Raw genomic sequence first — 19315 nt, forward strand, 5'->3', positions numbered from 1 at the left:
GGGGACGACCCAGGAGGCGCCGTGCGCATCGCGATGATCGGGACCCGGGGGGTCCCGGCTCGCTACGGCGGCTTCGAGACGGCGGTCGAGGAGATCGGCAAGCGGCTGGTCAAGCTCGGGCACGAGGTCACGGTCTACTGCCGCAACCCCGGGCAGCACGAGACCGAGTACCTCGGCATGCGCCTCGTCAACCTCCCCGCGCTGCGGACCAAGACCACCGAGACGCTGTCGCACACCGCGGTGTCCAGCGTGCACGCGGTCACCCGGGACCACCCGGACGTGGCGTTCGTGTTCAACGCCGCCAACGCGCCGCTGGTGCCGATGCTGCGGGCGGCGCGGATCCCGACCGCGGTGCACCTCGACGGCCTGGAGTCGTTGCGGGAGAAGTGGCGCGGCATGGGCGCGCGCTACTACACCTGGGCCGAGGGCGCCTCGGTGCGCTGGGCCGACGCCGTCATCGCCGACGCGTGGGCGATCGCCGCGCACGTGCAGGAGCGGTACGGCCGCGACAGCGTCTACATCCCGTACGGCGCCCCCATCATCGAGCCCGGGTCGGATCGGCTGTCCGAGCTCGGGCTGTCCGCGGACGGCTACCACCTGGTGGTCGCGCGGTACGAGCCGGAGAACCACGTGCTCGACGCCGTGCAGGGCTACCGGGCGTCTTCGGCGTCGGCGCCGCTGGTCGTGGTCGGGGACTCGCCGTACTCGAAGTGGTACGTGGAGTCGGTCCGTGAGGCGGCTGCCGGTGACCCTCGGGTCCGCCTGGTGGGCAGCGTCTACGACCAGGAGCTGCTGGACCAGCTGTACGGGCACTGCACGACGTACGTGCACGGGCACTCGGTCGGCGGCACGAACCCGTCGCTGCTGCGCGCCATGGGCGCGGGTGCTCCCGTGCTGGCGTGGGACGTGGACTTCAACCACGAGGTCACCAACGAGCACGCACTGTTCTGGGACTCCCCGTCCACGCTCGCGCTCCTGCTGGACGGCCTGGAGGCCGAGCCGGACCCCGCGGACCTCGGGTCGCCGGGCCTGGCCGACGAGGTGGCCGCGGCCTCCCGCAGCGGCCGGCGGCACGCGGCAAAGGCGTACCGCTGGGACGACGTCGCCGACGACTACGAGCGACTGGCCGAACGGCTGCCGGTGCTGCACGCGGAGCACCGCGAGGCGCGCGCCCGAGCGGGCCGCGCCCGGTCCGCACGTCGCCGGTCCGCGCGGGCCGACCGGCGCCGGGCCGATGTCGACCGAGCCGGCGCCGACCGGGCCGCGACTGGTCGTGCCTGAGGGCTCGCTCGTCCCTGGCAGTCCGCGACCCCCGGTCGCGTCGGACGTCACTGCCCTCGTCGTCACGCACGACGGCGAGCGGCACATCGAGGAGCAGCTGGACTCGATCCTCACCCAGACCGTGCTGCCCGGCGTCGTGCTCGTGGTGGATGACGCCTCGCTGGACGGGACCCGGGCGATCGTGGCGGAGGTGGCCCGCTCCTCTCCGGTGCCGATCGAGTTGGTGCCGACGGACGGGTCGGGGGCGCCGGACCTGAAGACTCGGGTCGCGGGCAACGTGCAGTTCGGGCTGGCGATGACTGCGTCCTGCCCGGTGACGATGCTCGCGGACCAGGACGACGTGTGGCTGCCGGACCGGCTGGAGACGCAGCGGGCGCTGCTGCTGGGGACGCCGGGGGCGTTGGTGGTCGCCGGCGACGGGGTCCTGGTGGACGAGAACGGCGCGGTCCTCGGGGGACGGCTCCGCGACCGGTTCCCGGTGCCGGACGACTGGGGGCTCATGGCGCCGGCGGCTCGGATGCGGATGTCGCTGCGGATGCCGTTCGTGACCGGCGCCGCGATGGCGGTGACGTCGGAGTGCGTCGAACTGATGACGCCGATCCCGGCCGGGTGGCTGCACGACCGGTGGGCGACGCTGGTGGCCGCGGCCCGGGACGGGCTGGTGCTGCAGATCGACCCGGTGGTGCGCTACCGGGTGCACGAGGGCCAGGCACTGGGCGACCGGCAGATGGCGCTGGGGGCTGATGGCCCGAGGTGGCGGCAGGTGCTGGCCCGGGGGGCGTCGCCGGTCCAGGCCGTGCAGCGGGCCCGGCACGTGGTCTCGCGGATCCGCCCGCTCGCGCTGGACGACTCCGTGGCGGAGGAGCTCGGCTGGCCCGCCCTCCTCCGCTCCGCCCGCGCCACCGCCTGAGCCCAAGCCCCGCGCGCCGGCGCCCAAGATCCCCGCGAGACACCAGAAAGAGCCCGGTTCCGGGTCCGAATGCTTGCCCCTTCTGGCTACTCGCGGCGATCTTGCGGGTCCGACGGAGCCGTCGAGCGCCACGATCACCGCGAGCGGGCATTTGTGGCGCGTGTGAGCTGCCGATTTGCGCCACGAATGCGTACTCGCGGGGATCTTGGGCCTGCGGCCGGTTAGGCAGAGCGCAGCGGGTTCTCCGCGCGGTGCCCGTCGGTGGCCGCCCGCGTGCCGCGGCGGGACCAGGGAGCGCCCTCGGACCCGCTACCCCAGTCCAACTTTGCCTACCGTCTAAATAGGGTATGCTGGCCGGGTGTTCGAGTGGCTGGATCCGGCGTTGTCCGTCGGCGGTCTGCTGGCGGGGCTTCTCGTCGGCCTCACCGGCATGGGCGGAGCTGCCCTCGTCACCCCGATGCTGGTGCTGCTGTTCGGCGTCCCCGCGACCGCGGCGGTCTCGTCAGACCTGGTGGCCTCGGCGGTCATGAAGCCCGTGGGTGCCGCGGTCCACGCGAAGCACGGCACCGTGCACTGGCGCCTTGTCTGGTGGCTGTCCGCCGGCTCAATCCCTGGGGTGCTGGTCGGGACGTGGGCGTTCGCCAAGGTCGTCGCCGGTACCGAGGCGGAGTCGGTCATCCGCACCTGGATCGGCGTCGTCCTCCTGCTCGCGGTCGCCGCGATGCTGGCCCGCGCCTGGGTGTCCGCCCGAGCCCGCCGCAAGAACGGCCCGCCGGAGCTGCACGGCCCGCACGCTCCCGTGAAGGTCGTCCGCACCGTGCTGCTCGGCCTGGTCGTCGGCGTGCTGGTCGGGATGACCTCGGTCGGCTCCGGCTCGCTCGTCATCACGACCCTGCTGCTGCTCTACCCGCTGCTGCGCCCCTCGGTCCTCGTCGGCACCGACCTCGCCCAGGCCGTGCCCATGCTGGCCGTCGGCGCAATCGCGCACGCCGGCCTCGGCGACGTCGACTGGGCCGTCACAGCGTCACTGCTGATCGGCCAGATCCCCGGCGTGTGGCTGGGCGCGCGCATGTCGTCGCGGTACGACGGCCACGCGCTGCGCTGGCTGCTGATGGTCGTGCTGGCCGCCACGGCGCTGAAGTTGCTCGGCGCTCCCGCAATCGTCGCCACGGCAGTCGCGCTCGGCGGCCTGGTCGTGGTCGGAGTCGCCGTCGCACGGGAACGCCTGGCAGCACGACGCAGCGACGACGGACCCGGCTCACCCGAGAAGAACGACATCCACGGCGAACTGGCCGCCGCGGCGGAGCCTGGCCCGGAAGCCGCGCGAGTCAGCTGACAAGGTCAGCCCTGCCGGGTGGAGAAGGCCGCCTTCCACGACACGTTGGTCTGCCCGTCGACCTCCAGCCACCACTCGAAGCGCTGGCCCCCCGGCAGCGGAAGGTTCGGCACGTTCACCGCGAGGGCGAACGGCAGCGGCGCCCCTTCCACGTGCTCCTGGACGCTCTCGAACTGGAACTCGGTGGCGACCTCGATGGCCTGGACGGAGCCGTCCGGCTGCTGGATCTGGACCAGGCGCCCATCCGCGTCCGTCAACCGAAGACGAAGGGCGTGCGCGCCGCCCCGCTGGTCCCACGGAACCTCGACAATCACCCCAATCCCTGCCGTGATCGGACCTGGCCCAGCGACGGTCCAGCCCCCGCCGATCACGTCGAGCTTGCCTTCGGACACGCGGGCGTAGTCGCCCAGGATCAGGGACGCCTTCATGACGCCATCCTCGCTCATGCGGATGCCGCGGGGAAACTCATGTCCATGGCGCATGGGCGGCCCGGGCCGCGGGGCCAGGGAGGCGGAGGGCAGCCGATAGCCTGGCGCCTCGACGCGGGGCCCACTCGCCCCCGGCTGGACCGACAGCGCGAGGAGCGAACGGACGTGGGCGACCGGCGCCGAGCACTGATCACGGGCATCACCGGTCAGGACGGCAGTTACCTAGCCGAGTTGCTGCTCGCCAAGGGCTACGAGGTTCACGGCCTGGTCAGGCGCTCCAGCTCCTTCAACCGCGGCCGCATCGACCACCTCTACCGTGACCCGCACGATCCGGAAGCACGACTGTTCCTGCACTACGCGGATCTCACAGACGGGTCCCGCTTGGTCACGCTGCTGGACCGCATCGAACCGTCGGAGGTCTACCACCTGGCCGCGCAGTCCCACGTGCGGGTCAGCTTCGATGAGCCCGACTTCACCGGAGACGTGACGGGGCTCGGGACTACCCGCCTCCTGGAGGCCATCCGGATGACTCAGGCCCCCGTGCGCTTCTACCAGGCGGGGACCAGCGAGATGTTCGGCGCCGCGCCGCCGCCGCAGCACGAAGGAACGGCGTTCCACCCGAGGTCGCCGTACGGCGCGGCCAAGCTCTACGCGCACTGGATGGTGCGCACCTACCGGGATGCCTACGGGTTGTTCGCCTGCAACGGGATCCTCTTCAACCACGAGTCACCCCGTCGCGGGGAGTCGTTCGTCACTCGCAAGATCACGATCGCCGCTGCTCGCATTGCGGCCGGGCTCGAGGACGAGCTCTGGCTCGGCAACCTGGAGGCGCGCCGTGACTGGGGATACGCACCTGAGTACGTCGAGGCGATGTGGCGGATGCTTCAGGCGGACGAGCCGGACGACTACGTAGTGGCCACGGGGACCTCGTACTCCGTCGAGGACTTCGCCCGGCTGGCCTTCGCGCACGTGGGCCTCGAGTGGGAGAAGCACGTCCGCTTCGACGACCGCTTCCTCCGACCCACGGAGGTCGACGACTTGGTCGGTGACGCGTCCAAGGCGAAGGAGCAGTTGGGCTGGACTCCGCGGGTTCTGACCCCGGAGCTGGCCGCCATCATGGTGGACGCCGACAGCAGACGCGTGCAGCAGCAGCTGCGGGCCGCCGGGCCCTGAGCAGTGACCACCGCACTCATCACCGGAGCAGCCGGTCAGGACGGCGTCCTGCTCGCCCGGGAGCTGGTATCGCTCGGGTACCGAGTCGTCGGGGGCGTTCGCCCCGGTACCGGCCAGGCCGCCCTGCTGGCCAACGTGGCCCCCGGCGTGGAGCCTCTCGACCTGGATATCACGGACGAGGAGTCCGTGGACCGAGCTCTCGGCGACGTGCTGCCGGACGAGGTCTACCACCTGGCCGGGGTTTCCTCCGTCGGGGCATCCTGGCGAGAGCCCGTTCGAACCATGCAGGTGAACGCTGTCGGAACCGCCGTTGTCCTGGAGCGCGCTCGTCGGTCCTCGTCGGGTCCTGCCGGAGACAATGGTCCGCGCGTGGTTCTCGCTTGCTCGGGTGAGGTCTTCGACTCCGACGCAGGGGTCGCATCGGAGGAGACCCCCTTTCGCCCGACGTCTCCGTACGCGGTCTCCAAGGCCGCGTGCTGGCAGCTCGGCCGCACCTACCGAGACGCCTACGGGATGCACGTCAGTACCGCGATCCTGTTCTCCCACGAGAGCCCGCTCCGGGACCCGGCGTTTGTCACCAGGACGATCACCAAGGGGGTCGCCGAGCTCGCCATCGGGCGCCGGCAGCGGCTCACGCTGGGCAATCTGGACGTGGTCCGCGACTGGGGCTGGGCCCCGGACTACGTGCACGCCCTGCGGCTCATGGCGGCGCAGCCCGATCCGGGGGACTACGTCGTCGCCACCGGGGAGGCGCATGGACTGAGCGATCTGCTCCGGGTTGCCTTCGACCACGCCGGTCTGGGTGACTGGCGTGCGTACGTCGACGTCGACGACAGCCGGCTGCGGCCCGCTGATCCGCCGGTCCTCATCGGCGATGCGTCCCGCGCCCGGGAGGACCTGGGCTGGGCGCCCACCCGGACCTTCGACGAGATGGTGTCGAGCATGGTCGACCACGACCTCGCCCTCATCCGTGATCCCTCCGCCACGTGGTTCGTATGACATCCGCCCGTGGGCGCCGGGGGGTCCTGGGACCCGTGCTCGTCGCCCTCCTCATGGCGTCCTGCACTGCGGGTGAGACAACCCCACCCAGAGACACCGCCACGGCACCGCCCCAGGTCAGCGCATCGCCGCAGTCGTCAGCGTCGGAACCGTCCAGTTCGCCGACCGCCACGCAGCGGTCCGCACCCTCACCATCGCCCTCTGCTCCAGCAGTCGTGGTGCCCGCGTCGGCGATCGGGGTCCACATCGAGGGAGTCCAGGGCGGCCGCTGGCCCGGGTGGCCGGTCGGCGGGATCCGTCTGTGGGACAACGGCACCTCCTGGAACTCCGTGCAGCCCGCTGCGGGGGTGTTCGACTGGTCGCAGCTCGACACCGCCGTGGCCACTGCGGAGAGCCAGGGTGTCGACGACATCACGCTCGTGCTGGCCGGCACCCCGGAATGGGCCGCCACCACGGTCTCCCCCGGCGACTACCCCGCCCCCGGTGCCGCGTCACCGCCCAGGGACCGCACCGCGTGGACGGACTACGTCGCCGCCGTCGCCGCCCGGTACGCCGGGAGGATAACCGCGTACGAGGTCTGGAACGAGATGAACCTCCGCGCGTTCTGGAACGGGACGCCGGAGGAACTGGCCGCGCTGACGAGGCTCGCGGCGGTCGAGATTCGCAAGGCTGACCCCGAGGCGCTCGTCGTCGGGGCCAGCGCGGGGATGCGCACCGACGCCTACCGCGTGCTCTACCCCCGATACCTAGCCGCGCTGGCCGAGCGGGACTGGCCGGTCGACGCCCTCTCTGTGCACACCTACCCCGCGGCCGGAGGGACACCGGCGGACCGGGTCAAGCTGATCCGGAGGGCGCTCACCGATATCCGTGCTGCCGGGGCGCCGGAGCGGCTCGCCCTGTGGGACACCGAGATCAACTATGGGCTCGCGGGACCCTTGCCCGAGGACACGCACCGTGACATCACCGGGTCCAAGGCCGCCGGCTGGGTCACGCGGACTTACCTCGACTCGCTGCGGTTCGGCATCGAGCGGACCTACTGGTACATCCAGACCGCAGCCCCCTACTCGCTTCTGGGCATCCAGACCGACGACGGCTCGCCGGGCGCTCGCGGCATGGAGACCGTCTCCGACTGGGTCGTGGGGGCCCGATGGGAGGGGTGCGACACCAACAGCCGGCTCGTGACGTGCCGTCTCTCGCGCGAGGGGGAGGTGTCGACGGTCGCCTGGGCCGACGGAGGGACCGCGACCTTCGAGATCCCCCAGGAGGCGGTCGAACTCTGCACGGCCATGGGCAGGTGCGCCGCCGTCGAGCCCGGATCGAGGGTCCAGGTCGCGGGGAGTCCCGTGATAGTGCGCCTCCAGCTCTAGCCCGCCGGCGACGCGAGGACGGGTGTGATGATCCAGAGGATCGCATAGAGACCGATGGCCGCGGAGCGGGCGCTGTCCCGGGTCATCGCCCGGAACAGGTGGCAGCCCGCGACTAGGTAGGCGGGGAGGACGGCCATCCCGTAGACCCGAGCGCCATCCAGGGTAAGGACGGTCGCGAGTGCAGGCAGTCCGATGACGGAAGCGCCGATCCAGAGGCGAGACCACCCCGGCGAGACAACGAGCAGTGCGAGAACCAGCAGCCAACCCACGCCGAGCCAGGACCAGGCGAACGTCGCCGGGTTGTCCATGGCGCGATGAAGGGAGGCTCCGAGGTACTCGGGAAGGACCGTGAGTCGGCTGCGGCCGACCCCGTTCAGTGAGAGCCACAACTGAACGGCGAGCCACACCGTTCCGGAGGTGGCCAGCGCGGTCAACGCGACCCGTCGCCAGTCCCGAAAGGCGGAGGCCCCTGACAGGATGAGGAGTGCGGCACAGGCCACAACCGCTTGCTCGGGGTTGCCCAGGGCCATGACGAGTGCCCCGAGGACGGCGGACGACCTGGAGGGGACCAGAACGATGAGGCAGGCGCCGACATAGGTCAGCGGGTCGTATCGCCCAACGGACCACAGGAGCGCGGGTGTTGCGGTGGCGCTGAAGAGCACGAGGACGGTGGTTGCCCGGTCGGTCAGGCGGGCACGGGACGCCAAGATGAGGCCAGCTGCGATGGCCGCGGCGACGAGTACGACATGGAGCTGAATCCAACTGCGAGGCGTGTCCACTCCGATGATCCGCGCGAGCGTGAGGTTGCCGACGGAGCCGCTGAACCAGTCGATGGGCCGCGGGAACGCCAACGCCGCAGGAAGGTAGGAGTCCTCCGCGTCGACGTAGTCCAACTGGACGGGGTTCTTGACCAACAGGATGAGGACGGGGATGGGCCAGCCCCACCGAAGCCAGAGTCGTCCGCACGCCTGAAGCGCCCGGACGAGGGGACCCGACAGGTCAAGGGTGTGGTCAGCTGACGGGCTTGGGTCGTGTGCCGACCCGTCACCGGGTGACCTTCGCTTGCGCATCTACTCCCCCCGAATATCCCGTGCATGATCCCGCGCCGCGCGCGCCTGCACGGCCGATTCGTGTCCGGATTCGGTGGCTGAGGAGGGCCGACGGAGGGCGTGTGACACTCTCAGGCCGTGGCTGAGTTCAACCTGGCGCGGGAGCGTCTGCGCACCGTGGCCACGACGGTGCGGAGGTCTGCCGAGGCCGCGTCCCTCGCCGTCCGGCAGCGCTCGTCAGATGCTCCGGGCGTCAATCTGGTGGGGCCGGCCCAGCGGGACTTCGGACTCGGGGCGATGACGGGCGAGCTCGCTCAGGCGCTGGAGTCAGCCGGGGTCAGTTCCGCCGCGTGGGAGTTCGACTTGTCCCCCCACGCGCGCCTGTCACGGCACCTGGACGTTGCGCCAAGCACGATTGCCGTCGTCAACTCGGGGCTGATCCCCGTCGCGGCCGGCGCCTACCCGCGGGCGTTCTCGCCGCGTCGCCACCGGGTCGGGCTGTGGCACTGGGAGCTCGAGCAGGTGCCGTTCAGCCAGCGACTCGGCCTCCCGTTGGTGGACGAGGTCTGGGCAACGAGCACCTTCGTCCAGGAGGCCTTCGGCGCCGTCACCTCCAAGCCGGTGCGACGGTTCCCGCTCCCGATCCGCCGGCTCGAGGGAGGAACCCCCGGTGAGGCCCGCCAGCACCTGGGGGTGGGCGACCGCGTGTTGCTGGCGTACCAGGTGGATCTCGGGAGCAGCGCACGCCGGAAGAACCCCGTCGCTGTGGTCGAGGCCTACAAGCAGGCGTTCCCCGCCGTTCAGTCAGATGTGCGCCTCCTGATCAAGAGCGTGAACGCGGACATGGCATCGGGAGCCTGGTCGACGCTCGAACGGGCGCGGGCGGGGCGTGAGGACATCCTGCTGGTCGATGCGCGGTGGCCCGGGTCGCTGGTGGCGTCGTTGTACGAGGACCTGGACTGCTACGTGTCCCTCCACCGCAGCGAGGGCTACGGACTCACCGTTGCCCACGCGCTGGCTGCCGGAAAGCCGGTGATCGCCACCGACTACGGGGGCACCACCGATCTCATCCGTCATGACCGCGGGACAGCGGTTCCCTACCGCCTGGTGCGGGTCGGGACCGATCCGAGCTACCCCGCGGATGCCTCCTGGGCGGATCCGGACCGCGATGCGGCGGCGGAGGCGATCAGAGACCTGGTCGATCGGCTGGATCACTATCGGGTCGCGGGCAGGGCCGCGGGGAAGTCCGCCGGCGCTGAGTTCTCCACCGAGCGCGCAGTCGACTGGCTGCGCGCTCGGATCGATCGCTGATGTGATCTCATGGCGGGCGCACCGGCGGCTTCGCCCCGGGAGAGGACGGTGACGGCGCTGTGGCCGCAGCAGGCTGGAAGGTCCGAGCCCATCGTGCGGCCTGGCGCCTGGGCCTGGACGTGCTGCCGGTCGGGCCCGAGTCGCGGGAGATCGACTCCCTCGAGGGTGAGGACGTCGTCCGGCTCCAGGGTCTGGTGCAGCGGGCCCTCGGCTACTCGCGCGACGTCGCGAGCTACGAACCGCCCGAGTGGCTTCCGCTGGTGTCAGACGCGCTCCGGTTGGCTGCGGAGGGTCACGTGCCCCGCGCGCAGATCCTGCAGGACGTCTGGGTGCTGCGTCAGACAGCCTTCGCTGCCAGCGGGTACTTCGTCGAGATCGGTGCCGCCGACGGCTACTACCTGTCCAACACGTGGCTGCTCGAGCACGACTACGGCTGGTCGGGCCTGTTGTGCGAGCCGAGCCCGGTGCTGGCGCGGACCGCACGGGGTCGGGGCAGGCCGCGCGCCGTGGTGGACGATCGCGCGGTGTGGTCGGCCACGGGGGACAGGGTGGAACTGCTGCTCGCGGATGAGCGCACCACGGTGGTGGAGTTGGGGGCGTCGGATGCCCACGCCGCCGCCCGCCGCCGCGCGGCGCGCGGACAGGATCGGGTGTCGGTCGCGACCGTGAGCCCGCAGGACCTCTTGGTGGAGCACGGGTCTCCCAGCTGGATCGACTACCTGTCCGTCGACACCGAGGGTTCGGAGCCGCTGATCCTTCGTAGCTTCCCCTGGAGTGACTACGGCGTCGGTCTACTGACCGTGGAGCACAACCATGTCCCTGGTCGGGTGGACGAGCTGGACTCGATCCTGCTCCCAAGGGGCTTCCGCCGGGAGTTGACCTCGTGGTCGGGGTACGACGCCTGGTACGTGCACTCGGACCTGTCCGCGCCCGCGTAGACGTGAGGGTCCCGTGAACCGGTCCCGCGCCCTGGTCGCGGGCTCCCTGGTCGTCTTTCTGGCGTGCGGCACCCTCCTGGTCCTGGCTGCCGCGCGACTGCTCAGCGCATCCGACTACACGGTGTTCGCCGCCTTCTCCGCGGTGTTCGGTTTCGCGGTGCTGGGCCCGGCGGGAGCACTGGAGCAGAGGGCGGCGGTCCTGGCCCGCCCGGGGACGAGCGGCACTGATGCCGCCCGCCATATGGCGCGGCCCGCGGCACTGACCACGCTGGCGGTAGTTGCGCTGGCGCTCATCCCGGTGGGGGGTTGGCAGCAGGCCCTCTTCGGCGAGCAGGACACCCTGGCGTCGGTGCTGCTTGCTGTGGGGACGCCAGTGGTTGGGGCGACGGCGGTGCTTCGCGGCGTTGCCTTGGGACAGGGGCGCAACGTCGCGCCCGCCGCGTCCAACGTGGGCACGGGACTCGCCTCCCTGGCTCTGACGGCTGCACTGGTGGGAGTCGGCGCGTCTCGCCTCGAGGCCTTCCTGGTCGGACCGGTGGCCGCCTGGATGCTGGCCCTGGTGATCATGGGCGTCGCGGAGGCCCGCGAGTCCCGGCGCGGCTCGGGTCGGCAGTCCCTGGCGGTTGACGCCCGCGGCCACCTGACCGCCAGCGCCTGGACCGTGACGGCGAACCTGCTCATGCTGGCGAACCTGCTGATCGTCCCCGCGCTCCTGCGTCTCCAGGTCGACGTCGTTGGTCCCGACGCTGTGGCGGCCACTCAGCTCTTGGTCAGCATGAGCAGGTTGGTGTCGAGCGTCATGCTCGGACTCGTCCCTGTGGAGATCGCTCATCTGGCGTCGCGGCAACCGGGCCCGAGCCAGCGACGGGTCGCGCGCGGGTGGGTGGCGGCCGCGCTGGCCGTGTCGGCTGCGGCTGTCCTGGTGTTGACCCTCACCGGAGGCCCGCTGGCCGCCTTCATCAGCGGGAAGCCGGTCGACGTCGGACCCGGCCTGGCGTTCCTCGCGGTTGCCCCAGTTCTCGCCCTGACACCGACCTTGGCGGCGGTCCCGGCCGGGTTGATCGCCGGGCGGGAGCGCCGCATCGCCTCCGGCTGGGCGCTCGGGCTCGCCGTGCTGCTCGGTGCCGCCGGCCTCCTGGCGGCGAGCGGCCTCGAGCCGCTCCTCCTGGCGGTTCTGCTGTCCGCGACGCTTCCCGCGCTGACGATCATTCCCCTGACGGGGAGCCTGGGGCGGAGGAAGACCCGCGTGCCATTCCGGAACGAGGACGCCAGCGCCGAGAGTCCCGGGTGATTGCGCTGCTACCGTCGGTTGCGGATCTGGGGCTCAACTGGTCACGGCTGGGACGGTCGGGAGGACATGGTGGCGGAGGACAGTCGTCCGATCCACTCGCAGGCATCCGCCGCCCCGGACGTCGCGACCGGTCGCTCGGAGCGCACTCGTCAGTCTGACGCCCCGTCACTGTCCCGCCCGGAGGCGTGGGGGGGCCCGCAGTTCCCGGCATCGCGCCCGCAGGCGCCCGACCCGCTCACTCCGTACGTTCATCGCGCAGTCGTCACGGACGCGATCGCGGTGGTCCTCTCCGTGGTCGCCGCCTACATCTTGCGCTGGACGCTCCCCGCGGATGTACCGCTGACCGAACCCGCCTACGCCGCCATGGCGTCCGGCCTCGTCGTGTCCTGGCTGGCGGTCCTCCTGGCCCGGGGCGCGTATGACACTCGCGTCATCGGGGTGGGGTCGGAGGAGTTCAAGCGGATCGTCTCCGCGACGCTGATCCTCCTGGGTGTGGTGGCGACCTGGAGCTACCTGCTCAAGCAGGAACTGTCGCGGGTCTTCATCTTGGTGGCTCTGCCGACCGGGCTCCTGCTCCTGCTGTTCGGACGGTGGCTGCTCCGGGCCTGGCTGCGCCGGAGTCGCAGGGCAGGTCACTCGTTGCACCGCACTCTCGTGGTCGGGTCGGGACTCCCAGCGGCGGAGCTGGCTGCGCTCCTGGACTACGACCCGGTCGCCGGCTTCGCGGTCGTCGACTCGGTGGAGGGGCCCGGGGCCGATCCGGACGCACTCGAATCCTGGCTGGACGAGGTGATGGACCGGATCCACCGGGACGCGGTGGACACCGTGGCGCTCGCAGAGTCCCCCACGATCGGGACGGTCGCGGTCCGACGGCTGGCGTGGCGTCTGGAGGGTCCGCGGATCGATCTCCTGGTCGCGCCTTCGCTCGGTGACGTGGCCGGTCCGCGCGTCACCATCCGACCCTCCGCCGACCTGCCGCTGCTGCACCTGGACGAGCCCCGTCTGACCGGGCCGGAGCGGGTGCTCAAGCGGGTCGTGGACCTCCTGGTGGCCGCGTTCCTGCTGGTCCTGACCGCCCCGCTGCTACTGGTTCTAGCCTTCATGGTCAAGGCGTCCGGAAGGGGCCCTGTCTTCTACCGCCAGGAGCGGGTCGGGCAGGGCGGCCGCCCGTTCACCATCCGGAAGCTCCGCACGATGGTGGACGGAGCGGACTCGCTGCGTGACGAGGTCATCGGGACCCCCGACGCGGGCATCACCGACCGCTACCGCACCGACCCCCGGATCACCCCGGTGGGGCGCTTCCTCCGTCGCTGGTCGCTGGACGAGTTGCCTCAACTGGTCAACGTGGTGGGCGGGTCGATGAGCATGGTCGGGCCCCGTCCGATGCTGGCGGACGAGCTCCCTCTCCTGGGGGACGCGGACCACCGCCGGCACCTGACCAAGCCGGGAATGACCGGTCTGTGGCAGGTGAACGGCCGCAAGGAGTCGGACTGGGAGGAGCGGATGCGCCTGGACCTGGACTACATCGAGCGCTGGTCGCCCTCGCTCGACCTGGTCATCGCGATGAAGACCCTCCGCGTCGTCCTGTCCGGCAAGGGCGCCTACTGACGGTGACCCGCTCGGCGGGGCCTGCGATGTGCGAGACCGAACCCCCCATCGGCTACCCTTCTCCGGTGTCTGCTGCCGACCAGATCGAGGAGGCCCCGGAGGTCGTCCTCCGCTACCAGGGAGGGCTACGGGCGGCCTGGCAGGACCTCACCGAAGGCGCTCGTCAGTGGCCGCTGTGGTGGTTGCTCGCCCTCCAGCAGGTCAAGTCGCAGTATCGCCGTACGGTGCTCGGTCCGTGGTGGATGACCATCCAAATGGCAGCCTTTGTGGCGGCGCTGTCGCTGCTTTTCGGCGCACTCATGGGCCGCGACATGCAGACGTTCGTACCGTATGTAGCCGTCGGCTACGTCTTCTTCTCCTTCCTCTCCGGCACGTTCATCAGCGGGTCGACAGCATTCACCGCGAATGCCGGGACCATCAAGGGCAGTCCGGCACCCCTGTCGACGTTCGTCTACCGGGGAGTGGCCGTCAATCTGATCCAGCTGGCGCACGACTTCGTGGTCGTCGTGATCATCTTGATCGTGTTCAGGGTTACGCCCACCTGGGAACTCGTCCTGTTCCCCCTCGGGCTCCTGTTCGTCGTGGTCAACGCGGTGGCGTTCGGACTCTGGCTCGGACCACTCACGGCCCGCTACCGAGACGTCGGCCAGGTCGTGCAGGCATTGGTCCGCATCCTGTTCTTCCTGACGCCCATCTTCTGGAACCCCAGCGACCTATCCAGTCAGCAGCGCGCCCTGCTGGCGGCCTGGAACCCCTTCGCCTACCTCCTCGCCATTGTCCGCAGTCCCCTGCTCGGTATGCCGGTGGAGATGCTGGTGGTGCTGGGCACCCTGGTAGTGACGGTGCTCAACGTGGTGGGCGGATTCTTCGGCTTCGCGGCGTCCCGCCGCTCGGTGCCGTACTGGGTGCAGTCGTGACGACCCTCATCCAGCTCCAGGACGTCAGCGTCCGCTACCGCCTGATGTCGACCCGCGAGCACAACCTGAAGCGCCAGGTGGCCAACTGGTTCCGTCACAAGCCGGACCGGGTCCGAACCGTGACCGCCCTGGACTCCCTGACCATCAACGTGGAGCATGGCGCCCGAGTCGGGCTCATCGGGTCGAACGGGGCCGGTAAGTCGACGCTGCTGCAGGTCATGGCCGGCGTGCTCCCCCCGACCTCGGGGGTCGCGCGGATCAAGGGCCGCCCGATGGCCCTGCTCGGTGGGGCGGCGGCAGGCCTGGACGGCGACGCCTCGGGGACGGACAACATCGTCGCGCTCGGTGTCCAGCTCGGTGCCACGCCGAAGCAGATGGCCGCCCTGATGGACGACATCGTCGAGTTCAGCGGTCTCGAGGCCAGGATCGACGACCCGATCTTCTCCTACTCCTCGGGAATGTCCGCCCGGTTGCGCTTCGCCACCCTCACCGCGCTGCGCCCCGACATCCTGCTCCTGGACGAAGGCATCGGCACCGCCGATGCTGCGTTCAACCTCCGCGCGAAGCACCGCCTGGACGAGTTCCTGTCGTCCGCCGGGGTGCTGGTGTTGGCATCCCATAGCGACGACCTCATTAGGGAGACGTGTTCGGAGGCCTTCTGGCTGGAGGCGGGACGCTTGCTGGCGCACGGACCCGTCGACGAGGTCTTGCAGCTGTATCGACAGGTGTGGAGCGATGACGCCTTGGCTGGCGGCTGACCTGAGAAAGTAGAAGACGCGCCGCCGTCCCCCGCCGGGGCGCGGCAACGACGGGGTCGACGAGGAGACACGGACGATATGGATCCACGGGCGCCGCTCACCGAGGACGAGGCGGCGGAGTTTGCCGTCAGGTTCAGAGCCCTGGCCGACTCCGTCAACGGCTTCATCCAGGGTAAGGCGTCCGTGGTGGACCTGGCCCTCACCTGTCTGCTTGCGGAGGGTCACCTGCTGGTGGAGGACGTCCCGGGAGTGGGCAAGACCAGCCTGGCCCGCTCGATCGCGGGGAGTCTCGGTGCGTCGTGGCAGCGCATCCAGTTCACGCCGGACCTGCTCCCGAGCGACGTCACGGGGGTGTCGGTCTACCACCAGGGGACGGGGGAGTTTGCCTTCCACCCCGGACCGGTGTTTGCGCACGTCGTGCTCGCTGACGAGATCAACCGAGCGTCTCCGAGGACGCAGTCGGCGCTGCTCGAAGTGATGGAGGAGCGCACCGTCACCGTCGACGGTGCTCCCAACAACGTGCCGCGTCCGTTCATCGTCATTGCCACCCAGAACCCGGTGGAGATGGACGGCACCTACCCCCTCCCAGAGGCGCAGTTGGACCGCTTCATGATGAAGACGAGTTTGGGATACCCGGACCGGTCCGCGGAGACGGCTGTGCTGGCCCAGCATCATGCCGGTCGGAAGGTCGCCGACGTCTCCTCCGTCAGTGACGCCGAGCACGTGGCAACGATGGTGGCGACGGCTGAGTCGGTGCACGTCGCCCCGTCGGTAATGGACTACGTGGTCCGGTTGGTGTCGGCGACCCGGGAACACCCACAGGTCCGGCTTGGCGCAAGCCCCCGCGGAAGTGTCAATCTGCTGCGATCGACGCGCGTCCGCGCCGCTTCCCTGGGGCGGCCCTACGTTGTCCCAGGAGACGTCCAGGAGCTGGCGCTGCCCGTGCTGGGGCATCGGATCGTGGCCGACCCCGCGGTGGAGGCTCGAGGCGGCGGCGTGGCCGACGTTGTCAGCGAGATCGTCGAGGGGACCCCGGCGCCACAGGGCTCGTTCGTCGGATGACCACCCGTGCCTGGGGGCTGCTCGCGGCCGCCGCGGTCATGGCCGTGGCGGGATGGTTGCGCGGGTGGTACGAACTCGTCGGTCTTTCCGCGGGAATCGTGACCCTACTCGCCATCGTGCTCGCGGTCGCCGGTCGGCGTCCTCGTGTCTCGCTGGAGATCATGCGCCCTCCCGTCCGGCTGACGCGCGACGACCCGGCGGAAGTGCGCCTGGTCGCGGGCTTCGCGGCAGGCAGTGGACGCGGGCGGTGGCTGTCGGTCGTCTCGGGCACGGACGGCCGAGAGACCCTGCTAGCCCGGCCAGCCACCGGCACGCACGCCCGCATGCTCGTGGGGGTCAACACGTCCCGCCGCGGTCCGCAGCAACTGGGGCCCTACTCGGTGGAGCAGCGCGATCCGTGGGGACTGCTCCGCCGCGTCGTGGCGGAGGCGCCGGCGACCGGCCTGACGATCTACCCCAGGGTGTACGAGGCGGAGGCGCGGCAGCTCCTCACTCGCGAACTAGGCATCTCCGCCAACCGTCAGCCGGGGGACGACCAGTTCCACGCGCTGCGAGAGTACGTCCTGGGTGACGAACCCCGGCTGATCCACTGGCGGTCCTCGGCGCGGGTCGGGCAGCTCGTCGTGCGACAGCACCTGGACTCGGCGTCGCACGGGCTCGTGCTGGCGCTCGACGTCGACGAGTTGGCGTACGTCCGGCGCAGCAGGCTCGACAACCAGCTCGATACGGCGCTGTTCGAGCGTTGTGTTGATCTCGTGGCCTCCTTGGGAGTGGCCGCCGTCGACTGGCGGATCCCGGTGACCCTGCTGACCACCGGCGGCTCCAAGGTCGTCTCCGCTGCGGGAGGCACTGGTTCGGGGCCGCTGATGGAGGAGCTCGCGCTGGTTGACCTCGTGGCACCGAGCGAGGCCACCCCCGCCTTGCTCCCTCGCCTTGCTCGCACGTCTCACACCGGCTACGTCGTGGTGGTTACAGGAACGCCAATGCCGGACTTGTTGCGGGTCATTTCCCGACTCGGTCGCAACACGCTGGTCGTTCGGATGGGGGATCCTGGCGGTGTTCCGCGCGGAGTGAGGGTACTGGAGATGCCGGCCCCGCTACGTCCGGAGGCAGCCGCATGATCCCCGGTGGACGGGCCGCGACACCGCCGGCGGTGCTGGCCCTGCTGCCGGTGCTCGCCGCTGTGCCTGCCTTCTACCCGCGTACAAGCGCGATGGGCCTCCTGGTCTTTGCGGTGCCCGGGGCACTCGTCGTGGCTACTCTTGCTCACACGGTTGCGAGAAGCACCAATGCTGCGTTCGCACTCACGGTCGCGCTACCGGCGTCCTTGGCCTGGGCCTGGGCAGCGAAGTGGCTGGCCGCTGAGTCTATGGGGTCGGTGGCACGAACCACGGCGGGAGTGTGCGGCGCGGCCGCCGTGGCCGCAGTGTTGGCGCTCAGCCGTGCTCCCGCGCTCGCTTTGCTGGCTCCCGTCGGTGTGCTGATGTACGGCTACCTCCTCGTCTCGACCAGTCAAACAGCGGTGTTGGCAGGCGTTGTTGTCGTCCTGACCTCTGCTCTGTATCTAGTGGCCCTACGTCGCGATGCGCGCCGACTCGATCGACCCGCTTCGATCATCGTGGTGACGCTCGCGGTTGCGCTCATGTCCGGGGGCATCCTGAGCGTGATATCGCGGGACCCTATTCAGGCGGAGCCCGCCCCCCCGGCAAGCACGTCGGCAACGCGACCAACCCCCTCCCCCTCCCCGACGAACCCGACTTCGGTGTCGCCGACCCCCTCGACAACCGCGTCCGCGTCCCCCGAGCCTGACTTCGCTCCCGACGAGAACCCGTCCGAAGGGGTCAACTTGTGGCGAGTCATCGCACTTGTGCTAGGGACGTTGACTCTGTTCGCCCTGTTGATCATTCTCGCGATCCGCGTCGCGGTTGCCTGGCGATGGTGGCGTCTTCAGAAGGCTTTGAAGAGAGGGTCGCCGAGTGAGCGAGTGGTAGGTGCGTGGTCGTGGTACCTAGCCCAGAGGCATCGTCAAGGGGACGCACTGCCGACGTCCGTTTCTCCGGACCGCCTGGGGGGACTGGCGTCAGGCGATGAGCATTCAGACCACCAGCGCCTAGGTGCCGCAACTTCGCTCGCCATGTTCGGAGCGGCGCCCATCGAGGACGCAACGCTCGCGGAGTCGTGGACGCTGAGCACGCGATTGTCGCGTGAAGAGTGGAAGGGCATGAGACGTGGAAAGCGATTGGTGGCGAAATTCCGCCCTCCGAGACGCGAACTCAACTCGCTCAGCCGCGGCGGCCCCAGGCCGAAATCATAAGGGAAGCCCTCGGTGTGGGTGGGGAGGCGGCCGTTACCCCCTGTTGATCATCGACGAAGTCGGCTTCATCCCCTTCTAGCCCGAAGCCGCCAACCTGTTCAACCAGCTGGTCAGCAACCGCTACGAACGAGCCTCGCGGATCGTGACCAGCAACAAGCCCTTCGGATGCTGGGGCGAAGTCTTCGGCGGCGACGTCGTGGCCGCCGCCATGATCGACCGCCTCGTCGACCACGCAGAGGTGGTGGCCATCAGGGGAGACTCCTATCGCCTCGAAGAGCCAGACCTCGGCCGCTTCTCCGAAGCTGAGAACGACGACCGCCAACGAGGTAGGAGGGTCAGATTTCAAACGACGCAAGAGGGTCAGCATTAGTCGTCGTTGACAGCCGGCAGCGCGATAGACACCCCAGACAGCACCGCCAGCACGATCCTGATCTTCTTCTCAGCCGGAATCACCGGCGGTCTGGACACCGAGATCGACTCCCTCCAGCCAGAACCGATCATCCACTAACCGGCCTGCCAGAAAGGATGACGCGCGACAGTACTACGTGGTGCTGCCATGACGCCCACCCTCTC

The 19315-nt window shown here is 70.1% G+C and carries 17 protein-coding genes; 15 read left to right on the top strand and 2 right to left on the bottom strand.

Annotated features, from left to right (window positions below):
• Positions 1–21 precede the first annotated feature (21 nt).
• The 3 genes from R2737_14795 (at position 22) to R2737_14805 (ending at position 3527) form a co-directional block, all read left to right on the top strand.
• Positions 22–1281 (top strand): glycosyltransferase, encoded by a 1260-nt coding sequence (locus tag R2737_14795; GenBank protein MEZ5117526.1) that lies wholly within the window; start codon positions 22–24, stop codon positions 1279–1281.
• On the top strand, positions 1235–2191 hold the full coding sequence (locus tag R2737_14800; protein MEZ5117527.1) for a glycosyltransferase: 957 nt from the start codon (positions 1235–1237) through the stop codon (positions 2189–2191). The genes R2737_14795 and R2737_14800 overlap by 47 nt, the downstream gene beginning before the upstream one ends.
• Before the next feature lie 358 nt (positions 2192–2549).
• Positions 2550–3527 carry a sulfite exporter TauE/SafE family protein gene (locus R2737_14805; protein ID MEZ5117528.1) on the top strand — a complete coding sequence of 326 codons (978 nt, stop codon included), beginning with the start codon at positions 2550–2552 and terminating at the stop codon, positions 3525–3527.
• Positions 3528–3532: 5 nt separating this feature from the next.
• Here R2737_14805 and R2737_14810 read toward each other — a convergent pair whose 3' ends face one another.
• Positions 3533–3955 (bottom strand): hypothetical protein, encoded by a 423-nt coding sequence (locus R2737_14810; protein ID MEZ5117529.1) that lies wholly within the window; start codon positions 3953–3955, stop codon positions 3533–3535.
• 165 nt (positions 3956–4120) lie between these two features.
• Between R2737_14810 and gmd the strand changes: the two genes are divergently transcribed.
• The 3 genes from gmd to R2737_14825 all read left to right on the top strand — a co-directional run bounded on the left by gmd (position 4121) and on the right by R2737_14825 (position 7494).
• Complete coding sequence (gene gmd / locus R2737_14815; GenBank protein ID MEZ5117530.1) at positions 4121–5128, top strand: GDP-mannose 4,6-dehydratase; 1008 nt, start codon at positions 4121–4123, stop codon at positions 5126–5128.
• 3 nt (positions 5129–5131) lie between these two features.
• Positions 5132–6127 carry a GDP-mannose 4,6-dehydratase gene (locus tag R2737_14820; GenBank protein ID MEZ5117531.1) on the top strand — a complete coding sequence of 332 codons (996 nt, stop codon included), beginning with the start codon at positions 5132–5134 and terminating at the stop codon, positions 6125–6127.
• A 218-nt stretch (positions 6128–6345) separates the two neighbouring features.
• Complete coding sequence (locus R2737_14825; protein MEZ5117532.1) at positions 6346–7494, top strand: hypothetical protein; 1149 nt, start codon at positions 6346–6348, stop codon at positions 7492–7494.
• On the opposite strand, the gene R2737_14830 is transcribed toward R2737_14825, so the two are convergent.
• Positions 7491–8387, bottom strand: a complete 897-nt coding sequence (locus tag R2737_14830; GenBank protein ID MEZ5117533.1) for a hypothetical protein — start codon at positions 8385–8387, stop codon at positions 7491–7493. The two genes, R2737_14825 and R2737_14830, sit on opposite strands and share 4 nt — an antisense overlap.
• A 294-nt stretch (positions 8388–8681) precedes the next feature.
• Between R2737_14830 and R2737_14835 the strand changes: the two genes are divergently transcribed.
• From R2737_14835 to R2737_14875, 9 genes are all read left to right on the top strand, one after another.
• Complete coding sequence (locus tag R2737_14835) at positions 8682–9854, top strand: glycosyltransferase (protein ID MEZ5117534.1); 1173 nt, start codon at positions 8682–8684, stop codon at positions 9852–9854.
• Between the two features lie 59 nt (positions 9855–9913).
• Complete coding sequence (locus R2737_14840) at positions 9914–10792, top strand: FkbM family methyltransferase (GenBank protein ID MEZ5117535.1); 879 nt, start codon at positions 9914–9916, stop codon at positions 10790–10792.
• A 13-nt stretch (positions 10793–10805) separates the two neighbouring features.
• On the top strand, positions 10806–12083 hold the full coding sequence (locus tag R2737_14845) for a hypothetical protein (protein ID MEZ5117536.1): 1278 nt from the start codon (positions 10806–10808) through the stop codon (positions 12081–12083).
• Positions 12084–12149: 66 nt separating this feature from the next.
• Positions 12150–13691, top strand: coding sequence for a sugar transferase (locus tag R2737_14850; protein ID MEZ5117537.1), 1542 nt, complete (start codon positions 12150–12152; stop codon positions 13689–13691).
• 65 nt (positions 13692–13756) lie between these two features.
• Entirely contained in the window at positions 13757–14608 is an 852-nt protein-coding gene (locus tag R2737_14855; protein ID MEZ5117538.1) for an ABC transporter permease, read from the top strand.
• Positions 14605–15366: an ATP-binding cassette domain-containing protein gene (locus R2737_14860; GenBank protein MEZ5117539.1), complete on the top strand. Its 762-nt coding sequence runs from the start codon at positions 14605–14607 to the stop codon at positions 15364–15366. The genes R2737_14855 and R2737_14860 overlap by 4 nt, the downstream gene beginning before the upstream one ends.
• Positions 15367–15444: 78 nt before the next feature.
• Complete coding sequence (locus tag R2737_14865) at positions 15445–16428, top strand: MoxR family ATPase (GenBank protein MEZ5117540.1); 984 nt, start codon at positions 15445–15447, stop codon at positions 16426–16428.
• Complete coding sequence (locus R2737_14870; protein ID MEZ5117541.1) at positions 16425–17549, top strand: DUF58 domain-containing protein; 1125 nt, start codon at positions 16425–16427, stop codon at positions 17547–17549. Before R2737_14865 ends, R2737_14870 begins: the two co-directional genes overlap by 4 nt.
• A 1287-nt stretch (positions 17550–18836) precedes the next feature.
• Positions 18837–19112 (top strand): ATP-binding protein, encoded by a 276-nt coding sequence (locus tag R2737_14875; GenBank protein ID MEZ5117542.1) that lies wholly within the window; start codon positions 18837–18839, stop codon positions 19110–19112.
• Positions 19113–19315 lie beyond the last annotated feature (203 nt).

The sequence above is a fragment of the Candidatus Nanopelagicales bacterium genome, from assembly GCA_041393815.1.
GTDB lineage: Bacteria > Actinomycetota > Actinomycetes > S36-B12 > JAWKJK01 > JAWKJK01.

Coding starts and splice junctions, on each gene's coding strand:
- R2737_14800 (MEZ5117527.1), top strand. CDS start 1,235: ATGTCGACCGAGCCGGCGCCGACCGGGCCGCGACTGGTCGTGCCTGAG.
- R2737_14850 (MEZ5117537.1), top strand. CDS start 12,150: ATGGTGGCGGAGGACAGTCGTCCGATCCACTCGCAGGCATCCGCCGCC.
- R2737_14870 (MEZ5117541.1), top strand. CDS start 16,425: ATGACCACCCGTGCCTGGGGGCTGCTCGCGGCCGCCGCGGTCATGGCC.
- R2737_14810 (MEZ5117529.1), bottom strand. CDS start 3,955: ATGAAGGCGTCCCTGATCCTGGGCGACTACGCCCGCGTGTCCGAAGGC.
- R2737_14865 (MEZ5117540.1), top strand. CDS start 15,445: ATGGATCCACGGGCGCCGCTCACCGAGGACGAGGCGGCGGAGTTTGCC.